We start from the raw sequence: 11,210 nt of genomic DNA, 5'->3' as shown, positions 1-11,210 counted from the left end.
AAGTTTTGGTATCTTTATTCATGGTGGTGGTCCTTCTGTTGATTGTTGGTTCGTTTGGTCACTTACCATTTAATCAACAAGGCCACCGCCTCTTCAAATGTGCGAAAGAAATTTTACGTTATCTTTTGAAACCTATTTCCAAAGCCTTGAGCATCCATTTCTTTACCTATCTGGTAAAGAAATAGTACATAATATAGAGCAGTTTCTCAATAGACACATTTCACAGAGATAAAAAAGAAGAAATACGTAGATTTTAGGCAAGGGCCAACAGGCACCCAAAAAGAGAACAACGATAAACGAGCATTTCAAACTTAAAATTTATTTAAAAACAGAGAGATAGTAATCACTAAACGCCACTTCGAAACTTACGTTTCTTTTCGCCAAACCATTTCAAAGCATATATGCTACACAAGAAATTACTATTTATCAGTAGGTTACAATCCTTGGGAACATCCGAATTAAACAAGTAATTCAAAGCAGGAACCGATCAATAGGCTCAAAAATGTTTCCAGATCACCCAAAAACCAAACAAGACAAGGATCTTAGTCTTTGGCGGATACGCATTATTAGAAGGAGTAAACTAAGTGTAGTTGCTTCACGGCCATAGTGATCTGAATCTTTCGCGTCAAACTCACCCGGTAAGCAAATTTCCAGCACACAGGTAGCTTTGAAGGAATTCTTGCAGTTCTACCGGGTTTTAAGATCATCGAATTCATAGTCGCATCGCTCTTACTGCCCATAGATCGAGTTCATCTGGCTGGCAATGCGGCTCTGATCTTTCAGTTCATTCAAGGGATATTTCACAATAACACTATAACGTTGCTGTTCACCGATACGAATCTCCGCATAGGGGACTTCGCTGCCATCATTCGAATCGACCACAACATTATGCTGTCCCAGACAGTCTGTTCTGTTTTCCAGACCACAGTAGCGATCCGATTGATTGAGCACATTGATCAGCAACGCGAAATAATCATTGATGGTCTTCAGTCCACTGGAGGCCTTATCGAGCTTCAACTCAACCTCGGCCAGTTGTTTTCTCAACTGATCGACCCGGCTGCGGGTCTGGTCTATCTCTTCCGTGACAAAATCCAGGGCACCATCTGCTGCCTGCAGCGTCTTCAGCTCCATCTTTAAATGGATCCGCTCACGATCGAGATCCGCCTTCTCCTCGGTGTGCCCGGCCAATTTGAGTACCGCTTCCGCGATCAGATGCTGAAAGGCTCGCTCGCGCAAATCGTAGCGCACACTTTCCTCGGACTCCGCCGGCTTCACCAGCTGGTGACCGGTATAATTGACCACCTGCTGCATCACCTCGCTCTGAATCATATCCCCAACCTGTGCATGACCGAGAACACTTTTCTGCTGCCGGCTCATCACCATCAGGGCATAGCCATGTGTCAGAGAAAAGCTCTCCGGTCTTTTCACAAACTCACGAAAATCAGGGGAGTGACTGAAAAGGTGTTCCATTTGATCGACAGAACCGAAATAGGCATTCACACGGTGATCACTCGAGTAAGCCTTACGGCTCAAATCGATTGGACCAGGAAGCTCTGCAATCAATGCGTCGGTATGGATCAGAGCATTCTCAACCACCGGCGCAAGTTTTTTGCGATAGCCCGGGATCAGCTTAAGGCGGGAGTCGAAATGCGCCACAGCCATGTCGATGTGTTTATCCAGCTCCTCACGGGAGTAGACAGACGCATGCGGCTCGCCTGACGACAACAGATTTCTGATAAATTCAAACATGCTCCACTCAATCCCCCAATCACAACCCCACTCTGTTTAAAACTATAGCTATGATCCGATGGGTTGTGTATCAATCTGCACTCACCTTGGATTGAAACCCCAATATCAAACGAGCGATAGAATCGACTGGGTGAGTCTCCTGGACCCCGGCATGCGTTCACTGCTGTCAAAAAAATCCATACGTCTGTGTTAGTCAACGTGTATTTGGTGGGGCATGGCCCCACCAAATAGAATTTGAGTCAGCACCACTTGAAACAACCACGCCGGAAGTTCTGATACACAATAACCATTAGCGCTTATTCGCGTTCATTTACGGACTAAAAAAAGCTACTCGTCAACTCGAGCCAGATGGGTAGAGCCAACGGGAAAACAACCGGGTCAGAAAGGGCAGCACGAAATAGGTCAGTGTCGGCACCACGATGATGGTCAGGGTAAAGGTCCTGACAACCAGCGGCAGATCTTCGATGTAGGAACCGATCAACAGGCTCAGCAGCGTTACCAGAGTGAAAACCCCCAACCAGACAAGGAATGCCATCTTATACTTCGGCGGATGCACATTGATCGCGCAATCGGGCAGGGTAAACCAGGCTTCGAGACCGGTGATGGTCTGAATCTCCCGTGGCTGACTCACCTGCTCCGCAATCTCCCGCCACTCGGCCCGTTCGGGTGAGTTCTCCCAGCTTTCCAAATTACTCAGATGGTCGAACTTAAATACAATACGGTAACTGCCATCCGGTTTATTCGGCCTGAACACATTGGTGCCCATATGCCCCGGCCACTGCATGGCCGCATTGGTGATGCCGATAATGTAGTCTTCGAACTCCGCCTCTTTACCCTCGATGGGCTTACGGGTCACCATCACGGTAACCGGTGGATCACCCTCAAGGTTGCCACCCGTTGCAATCGTATTGCTCTCTGTCATCTCAACCAACCCCTGTCCAATTTATCCATCACGACCTTCGGTGCGGTTTCGGTAAACTCCGCTGACTCGGCGATTCTATTGAACCAAGCCATTAAACCGGGACTGCGGGGCGAAGGCATATCGTAGGCCATCGCCAAGCCGAAGCGCGTTGCCAGGATAAAATCGGTGATGCCGCCAGCGGAAACAAAGTGGCTCCGCTTTGCCAGTCGCTCTTCCAGATAGGGCATCGCCTGATGCCAGGCTCCCATCGCATGGGCAATCACTTCCTCATCCCACTCTGCAGGTGGTTTGTCGCGTCGCTGAAATACCAGATCCCTTACCGGCCGGCCCACCGCACTGTCGGCATAGAGGGCGATCCCCCGCGCCTCAGCCCGTTGCTCAGGCAACGTCGGCCACAGACCACCATATCGCTCATCGAGATACTCCAGCATCACGGATGAGTCGTGCAATACCATCTCGCCTGCCTTAAGCACCGGTACCGTGCCGCTTGGCGTCAATCGGCTCCACTCATCTTCATACTCATCATAGGCCAGGCGCTGGTATTCAACTTTGCAGTGATGCAACGCCATCCGCACCCGCCAGCAAAACGGGCACTCCTCTTTATCATAGAGCAGAGTTCGAACACTCATAGGCGGGAGAGCCGCAGTTCTCGAAGGTGTTCAAGTACAAAATCGATCCGGTCCTGGCCCCAGAAGATCTCTTCACCGATGATGAAGGTCGGCACACCCACGGCGCCTTTTTCATCCGCCTCATGCCAGTTACGCATCAGCTGGGCCTGATTATCGGCATCGTTTGCCGCTTCGGCCAACTCCTCCCGATCGAGCCCAATGCTTTCACCGACCTGCAACAGGATATCCAGCTGGCCGATGTCGGCGCCATCGGCCCACTCCTTGCGCATCACCTCGTTGATATAGGGTTTTAACAGGCCCTTACGTTCTGCCAACAACGACCCCGCACCTGCCAGTGTCGGATCGGTGGTCTTGGGTGGCGGATTGACCGGTATCCCCAGTCGCTTGGCAAAGCGCGCCATGTCCTGCCTGGCGATCGGCAGCTTTTTCAGCGCCACTTCCGGGGGCGAGCGGCCATCCCAGCCACCCAGGGGACGCCACACCAGGCGGGTATGAAAATCCTCGAAAATAGGCCACAGGGTCTTGGTCGCCAAATAGCAGTAGGGGCTGCGGAAGTTGAAATAGAAATAGACGTCAACCGGTTCAACCATCGTCAAGCTCCTAAATGTGAGAGATTAATTTTTCGCTCCTGTTTGCCATCCCAACGCATGCCTATGCCTGTCAGGAACACTTTCATGATTAACCTGGCCATAGTGTGAATACTGCTGGCTAGGTTAATAGGCCTCTAGGCACGCATTCAGTTCAATCAAAGAGTTTGGTGGGGCAGGGCTCCACCCTACAGCTTGATCTTAATGGTAGGGTGGGGCCCTGCCCCACCAAATAAGTCTCAATTAAGCACCACGTAACTTTCGCTCATATACATTATGAATTTAGCCATATGGGAAAACGTTTAGATTCATGAGACCAAACTCACTATCCGCCGTTTTCCCATAGAACCAAAAAATGTCTGGCGGCTGGCGCCGCCAGACAAAAGCACGGTATCAACGACCGGAAGCTCTCAAGTTCTGTACTGTGAATTTTCTGGCCGGATTCAGAGAAGGATCGACCTGTCCCTTGAACTGCCCGGTGGTGCAGTGCATCGCCTGCACATCGATCATGGTAAAGGAGTCATCGATGGCCACACCGGTGCCTTTGTTCTTCGGCAGGTGATGATCCGGATGGGCCTGACCGATCTGCCAGCTCTTCCACAGGTCCCCTTTGCGGTCATAGGTCAAAGTGCGCGGGATGGTGAATGTCTGCGCATCGATGAAGTGAACGCGCTTGCTGATCGGATGGTTTGCATCCTTTGCCTTGTTCTCCAGTTCATAGACCTTACGCAACTGCCAGGTAATCTGTGGAAAACAGTCGCCCTTATCACCCATCTCCACAAACTGGTATCCATCCGACTCTTTGTGCTCTTCGGAGAGTTGCAGCGCATTATGGTTGTAGAATGGCACCAGGATGTTCTTGGTTCCTTTGAAGGTCCACTCCATGTCGTTGATACGACCGTTATAACCTTCGAAATCCTCGATCATGATATCGGAACCAAGGAACGCATCGGTGACCTGCCCTGAAGCCAGGCGGCGTACACGGCGCTGAAAACCAAGATAGAGCCAGGCACTGTCACGTTTCAGATCGTTCTCATAGCGATGGATCAGCAGCTGGGTATCCTTAACGTCAAAAGGCTCCAACGCCTGCACATAGATGGCACGGAACAGCTTGGACGGATTCGGTGTAATCTCCGGCAACGGCTCCTGATTCACCCGGTGCATGTAGTTGAGAAAGTGGAAGTTGAACTTGATGGTTCTCTCCAGTTTCCCGGACTTCATATCCTTATACTTCCAGTAGAAAGGATAGATCGCCGCGTTGTCACCCCAGTTGTAACCATACTTGTAGTTCCAGGCGAGCTTTTCACCGGCACGGGGATCGTCCATCGACGGTTCTTCCGGAAACGGACGACCGGCGATGAAACCTTCGATCTCACCGGACTTCTCACCCAGCTTCACCTTTCCCAGCCCATCCCTTGTCGCCTGCACATAGTTGGGGTGAAGATCGAACGAGGTGGTCTCTCCCACCTTGACCTTGGTCCATCCCTGGCTGATGAACTCGAACATCGCCGGATCGAGGACCTCCTTGAATTGGGCCACGTTGGTCTGATCGATCACCAACCCGGCCTTCAGGCCATCATAGCTAGGGCCGCCGTTCTTATAGGGGAAGAAGCTGTTCTCGACATCCTCTTCAGTTGCCGCCTGAGCGGGCAGGTTGGCAGCCACCAAAAGAGCCGCTACCAGCGTTGTATTAAGCAAACGCATGTTCAAAACCTCCATTCAAATTCTTAGAAGCGATAACGCAGTGTGATCTGAAACTCATCCTCGGCCTGGGCCATACCGATCGGCCCGGAACGAAACCGACCGAGGGGTTCATAACCCGCCAGATTACGCAGCGCGGTATCACCCGGCTCGCCATCTCCGGTAAACGGGGGAAAGGGGTTACAGGAACGACAATCGTCAAACTCCTGCTCACCGTCACCCACTTTCACATTGGCGCCGACGGTCAGTCTCAGGTTGTCGCTGATCAGCCAATCGATCGAGGGTGCAATCACACTGGCGCCCGCCTTGAAGTCATGAGCCATGATGACCTGGGGACTGACCCGGTCGTTCTGATACCAGCCTTTGACCAGCAGGGTACCCACGTGGTTGATTTCCCAATTGGGGTTACCCGCTTCGATGCCGTTGACGGTCTCCCGCTCGTGGTCGACCAGATACTCGCCAAACAGTTGTGCAGAGATCAGGAAGGCACGTTTTTCGTTGAGAAAGGGGATGAAGGTGGGACGATCCCAACCGATGACGTAACGGAATACATCCGACTCCGAGTAGAGCTCCGGACGCAGGGTGTTGGCAAACTCCTCACCGTCGGTGTAGGCCGCTTCAACACGGAACACCGACTTGATGTCATCCACGTAGAAGTCGAGCGAACCGCCGATCAGGTTGACCCTGGGGAAGTACATATCGAAGGCGATCAGATAATCGTAGCTCTGCGATTCGATCTCCGGGGTAAACGGATTGTCCGCATTGTCCACCACGGCGCGCAGCGAAGGCAGTTGGGAACGATAGGTCAGCGCATTCAGCGAGAATCCAAGCCCCTGATAGTCACCCTCAAGTTTCAGACCGAACTGAGAGTTACTCAGCGACCAGTCAGGCAGATGCACATCGCGGATACCGATCACATGTTTCGGGAAGTCGGTGGAGAGCGCCCCACCGGCGAAGTTGGATACGGAACAACCATTATCCCAGCAGTTCTTCATCGCACGGAAGAAGCTGCCCGCATCGAGAATCGCGTAGGGTGTACCACCCTGGCCCAGGCTGTTCGGACGGAACTTGTCGAAGTTCCAGACGAACTGCATATTCAGGTCATCGAAGGTCTCGGTGGCGCCCATCCGGTACTCACCGGTGGCCATCCACATCGGGATACGGATATCCTCCAGTTCGTCATAGATGTTGTGACGGGAGTAATCCACCGGATTGATCACATCCAATACGCGGAACAGATCGGTACGACCCCAGACCACCTGCTGACGGCCAAGGCGAAAATTCCAGGTAGCCGCACTCTCGGTCGGCAGGGTGGCGTCCAGATAGGCTTCGCGCAGAAAATCGAGCCGGTCGTTGAACTCCGGATACTTCAGGTCACTCTCTTCGAAATCCAGGTAGTCATCGATACAGCCACGGGAGTCCACATCACAAGGACGCACCGGAACGCCCAGACCGACACCCCCATCCGTGTCGTGCAGTGCGTGGCCCAGATTGACCATACCTTCATTGGGATTTTCCGTGGTATCGAAACCGAATCCCAACACACCGGTCGAGATATCGGATTGACCCCAGGCGGTACTACCGGCGCCGCCTACCGATTGCATGTTGATGGGTCCACCGGCGTTATCGCCAAACTCATCGTCGTTGAGATCGTAGACACCGTCATAGGTCGCCCGGAAGGTACCGACGAAGCTGACGTTGGAAAATGACCCCTGCTCTCCATAATCCTTGGAGCCTTCGATCAACACCGTGTTGCGCATTTTGCTCAGCCCTACATTACGGCGACTGTAGGTGGCGTTTTCAACAAATCCGTTGACCTGCGTCGTGCCGTCTTCGGAGGTGTAGGCCAGAGCCTGGCCTCCGCTCAGACAGGCCGCAATCGCAGCCGCCAGCAGTGTGGCTTGAATGACCGGATGCTTCCTTCCCGGTTGTTGTGTGTGACTGTCTAGGAACATCCTAGCCTCCTCCTCATACTGAATTATGTAAGCAAGACTTATTAATGCAGCAGGCGTGCCAAGTTGTAAGCTATTGTTTTTGTTACGTATAATTACAATCAGAAAGGGCCGGTTACGGATATCGTAAAAATATCGATATTTTAATTGATCAAATGATAATTTGTTATTATTTCGATAATTTTTAATAGACAAAAAAAGCCGGAAAATGCTTCCGGCCGATAGGGAGGGACCAAAAAAAGGTTTCTAATCAGGCAGTCTGAGGCTTCTCCGCATAGAGCACTCCGTCGTCATCGTAACGGGCGCTGCCGATGAAACTGGGGCGGAAAATCATCACCCAGGAGGGTACCAGAAACATCGCCGCCAGAGCATTCAGGATCAGCATCACCACCAGCAGCAGAGCCGCATCCGCCTGAAAGCGCAGATCGGAGATGAAGACCCACATGATCACCCCGCCGATCAGACAGGCGGCGGTGAAACCGATCGCCTTGCCGGTAGTGGCGATGGCTCTCAGCACCGCACTCTGCAGATTCCCGTGGGCTTTAGCGGTCTCTTCACGGATCCGGTCCATGATGTAGATCGAGTAGTCGATACCGACACCGATACCCACCGCGATGATCGGCACGGTATTGACGTTGATGCCGATCGCCGCCAGGCCCATATAGGCGTAAGTGGAAACCGTACAGAACATCATCGCCAGGAACATGATCAAACCCGCATGCAGCGACATGTAGAACCAGGTAACAAAGACAAAGATCAAGGCCAATACCAGCGGAATGATCAGCATGTTGCTCTCATAGGCCGATTCGTTCATCGCTGCGGTTACCCCCACCAGCCCACCGGCCAGCTCGATATGCAGTCCATCCACCTGGTTGGCGGGTTCGTTGACCCACTCCTTGGCGCGATGGATCGCCCGGCGGATGGTCTTCGCCTGATGATCCTTGTAGAAGAAGACGATGTTGGCCACCTGGTCATCCGTGTCGACAAACTCCTTCAAGGCACCGGGCACCGGGCTGGAGGCCATATAGGCGAACATCAGACCGCCCACATAGGCCTCGGTATCGGGAATGATCGCCCAGCGAGGATCGTCGGAGTGGAAGATCCGGTTGACCTGCTTGACCAGATCGGGAACCGCCTTGGCGCCACCCAGCTCCGGGTCGAGCAGCATATGGTTCTGAAAAGCCTCAATGGCCTGCAGCACATCGGGCCGTTTCATACCCCCCTTCTTATCGGTGCGGGCCACGATATAGAGCTCCTCGGAACCGGGGAAACGTTCGTTGATCACCTTCGAAGAGACGTTGTAGTCGTGATCCAGATAGAGAATCGGTGAACCGGGCTCGGATTCGCCGATCTGTACCCGGCTGCTGAACTGGGCGCCGACCAACAGAATCACACCCGCAAGACTCAGAATCACCAATCCACCATGACGGTTGGCGACCACCGCAGCAACCCGGCCAAACAGGGCATCTTCCGCAGCCAGTCGTTTCGCCGCCGGTTTGGGTTTCGGCAGCAGCGAGAGCATCAGCGGCACCGCGATCAACACGGTAAACACCACACAGACTGCCCACAGAGAGGCATAGATACCCAGTTTCACATTGATCGGCACCGAACCGAGTGCAATCAGCAGCAGACCGATGGCATCGGAGACGATACCCAGACTGCCGGGCCGGAACAGGGAGTCAAACGTACGGTGAGCGGCCTCTCTGGGTTCATCCACCTCTTCCAGTTCACCATAGAACCGCTGCACCAGCTGTATCGCATGGGACATCGCCCGGGCGGAGATCAGGAAGGGAATCACCAGGGTCAGGGGATCCAGGTTGTAGTCCAGCAGGGAGAGGATACCCAGCCCCCAGATTGCCGAGATGGTGATGCCGAACATCGGCAGCAGGATCCCATAGGCCCGACGAAAATAGATGATCAGCAGGAACAGCATGATCCCCACCGTGGTGGTAAAGATCAGAAACAGCTGATCCAGATAGCTGTAGACCCAGCCCCACAACATGGGCTGACCGGTGGCGTAGATCGACACACCGTCCGCATTCTCCGTATCGCGGATCTGCTGCAGCTGATTGAAGATCTCACCATAGTTGAGCTGACCCTCGTTGAACTGGGCCTTGATCAGCGCCGCCTTGAGATCGGGCGAGACCAGCAGGCCGAACACCCGGGGGTTACTCATCACATCGTCCCGCAGCTTGTTCAGCTCAGCCTCGCTCCAGCTCTCCTTGAGCGGATCGTAATAGGGCTGCGAGTTGACATCACCGGTGTCGGTCAACCAGACCTTGCGCGAGGTGCGGTGGGTCAGGCTGGCCAGCAGGTTGTGGTTGACGCCGCTGACATTATCCACCGCCTGGGTGATGCGGTGAATCCGCGCCAGTGTCTGCTGAGTGAAGATGTCTCCCTCATCCACCACCACCGCCATCACCACATTGTTGGCGCCACCGAAGGTGTCACGAATCGAGTTGTGCAGCTTGATGTACTCATGCTCCTGGGGCAGCAGATCAGCGAAATCGGAGTACATCTGTACTTTCGGCACCTGGAAGGCGAAGAAGATTGTCAGTGCCGCAATCACGGCAAGAAAGATCTTGGGAAACTTGAACACCAGGTTGTCGATGTTTTTCAACCAGTGTGAGAAGGCATGCATAGTCATTGGACGGCTCCTTCAGCAGGGGTCGCAATCGGGCTGATGGTGCCCCGCCCGCCCATCACCAGCAGGCGTTCATCGCCCTGGGGGATGGCAGTGATCAGGTAAGAGAAGAGTCGTGGTGCATCCGGCACCCCCTGCCAACGATCCCCCTGCAGCTGCAACAGGGTACCGTTGTCGCCGGTGGCGTAGAGCCGCTCACCCTGGGGTATCAGACTGTAGATCGGCGCTTTACTGACCGACGCCTGACGCTGCCAGGTCTCACCCCGGTCCCTGGTATGCAGGATGGTGCCGCTGAGTCCCGCTACCCAACCCTCATCCAGAGAACGGAACCAGGCCGCCATCGGATAGAACTCGTTCGGGATATCGTTGCCCCGCTCCCAGCTCTCGCCGCCGTCATCGGTGAAGTAGAGTGAGCCGAACTCACCTGCAACCACCCCATTATCCCGGTCGAGCCACTGGATCGAGGTGAACTGCATATCCTCCTGCTGGGAGATCTCCTGCCAGTTGGACTGGGTCTCGTCGCTGTGGATCAGGGTACTGAAGCTGGCGGTGATCCAGAAACGACCACGAGGGTCGCAAGTGACCGCCATCGGGCTCTCCATGGTCTCCAGCTGAGTCGCCTGCCACTCACTGCCTTTGGCATCGGAGATCCAGACCTTGCGTACCGTATCGATGGCGGCAAAACTGCCATCCTCACAACTCGCCACCGCGACCAGAGAGGACTTGGTCGGCAACTGGGTCCGTTGCCAGGTCTCCCCTTTATCGAGACTGGTAAGGACCGTACCGTAATCCCCAACCGCGATGATCCGTCTGTGATTGGAGGCTGCCGCTTTCAACTGATCGAAACGGTAGATCGGCTTCTTGATCTCCCGCTCCACCAGGGTCAGATCGAGAGGCGCTTCACATCCACTGATCAATAGGGCCAGGAACAGCCAGGGCGCGTAACGCCAGACGCTGTGTTGTTCAGTTCGATGATGGTTACTCATCTGCTCATCCTCTCATCTCCATCCCATGGGGGATGGTTGG

General features: G+C 53.8%; 9 protein-coding genes. 1 reads left to right on the top strand and 8 read right to left on the bottom strand.

All coding sequences use genetic code 11. The annotated features are described in order from the left end of the window. On the top strand, positions 1–185 hold a 185-nt coding region (locus AC4IE8_RS03460), incomplete at its 5' end, for a hypothetical protein (RefSeq protein ID WP_490790329.1). A gap of 544 nt (positions 186–729) precedes the next feature. Here the strand turns inward: AC4IE8_RS03460 and AC4IE8_RS03455 are convergent. From AC4IE8_RS03455 to AC4IE8_RS03420, 8 genes are all read right to left on the bottom strand, one after another. Then, on the bottom strand, positions 730–1,749 hold the full coding sequence (locus AC4IE8_RS03455; protein ID WP_490790328.1) for a hypothetical protein: 1,020 nt from the start codon (positions 1,747–1,749) through the stop codon (positions 730–732). Positions 1,750–2,083: 334 nt separating this feature from the next. Further along, the gene (locus AC4IE8_RS03450; RefSeq protein ID WP_490790327.1) at positions 2,084–2,671 is read right to left on the bottom strand and encodes an antibiotic biosynthesis monooxygenase; all 588 of its coding nucleotides are present in this window, start codon (positions 2,669–2,671) and stop codon (positions 2,084–2,086) included. Further along, on the bottom strand, positions 2,668–3,300 hold the full coding sequence (locus tag AC4IE8_RS03445; RefSeq protein WP_071891770.1) for a glutathione S-transferase family protein: 633 nt from the start codon (positions 3,298–3,300) through the stop codon (positions 2,668–2,670). The genes AC4IE8_RS03450 and AC4IE8_RS03445 overlap by 4 nt, the downstream gene beginning before the upstream one ends. Next, entirely contained in the window at positions 3,297–3,890 is a 594-nt protein-coding gene (locus AC4IE8_RS03440; RefSeq protein WP_068988703.1) for a 2-hydroxychromene-2-carboxylate isomerase, read from the bottom strand. Before AC4IE8_RS03440 ends, AC4IE8_RS03445 begins: the two co-directional genes overlap by 4 nt. A 390-nt stretch (positions 3,891–4,280) precedes the next feature. Then, entirely contained in the window at positions 4,281–5,591 is a 1,311-nt protein-coding gene (locus AC4IE8_RS03435; protein WP_068991501.1) for a DUF1329 domain-containing protein, read from the bottom strand. A 23-nt stretch (positions 5,592–5,614) separates the two neighbouring features. Next, entirely contained in the window at positions 5,615–7,543 is a 1,929-nt protein-coding gene (locus AC4IE8_RS03430) for a DUF1302 family protein (protein WP_083225972.1), read from the bottom strand. Between the two features lie 247 nt (positions 7,544–7,790). Next, positions 7,791–10,187, bottom strand: coding sequence for an efflux RND transporter permease subunit (locus tag AC4IE8_RS03425; RefSeq protein WP_490790326.1), 2,397 nt, complete (start codon positions 10,185–10,187; stop codon positions 7,791–7,793). After that, positions 10,184–11,170 carry a YCF48-related protein gene (locus AC4IE8_RS03420; protein ID WP_083225971.1) on the bottom strand — a complete coding sequence of 329 codons (987 nt, stop codon included), beginning with the start codon at positions 11,168–11,170 and terminating at the stop codon, positions 10,184–10,186. The genes AC4IE8_RS03425 and AC4IE8_RS03420 overlap by 4 nt, the downstream gene beginning before the upstream one ends. Positions 11,171–11,210: the final 40 nt, after the last annotated feature.

It is taken from the genome of Candidatus Thiodiazotropha sp. AKAK2, assembly GCF_058244685.1.
The sequence above is the reverse complement of the archived record's forward strand: the minus strand, read 5'-3'. Positions and strand labels throughout refer to the sequence as shown.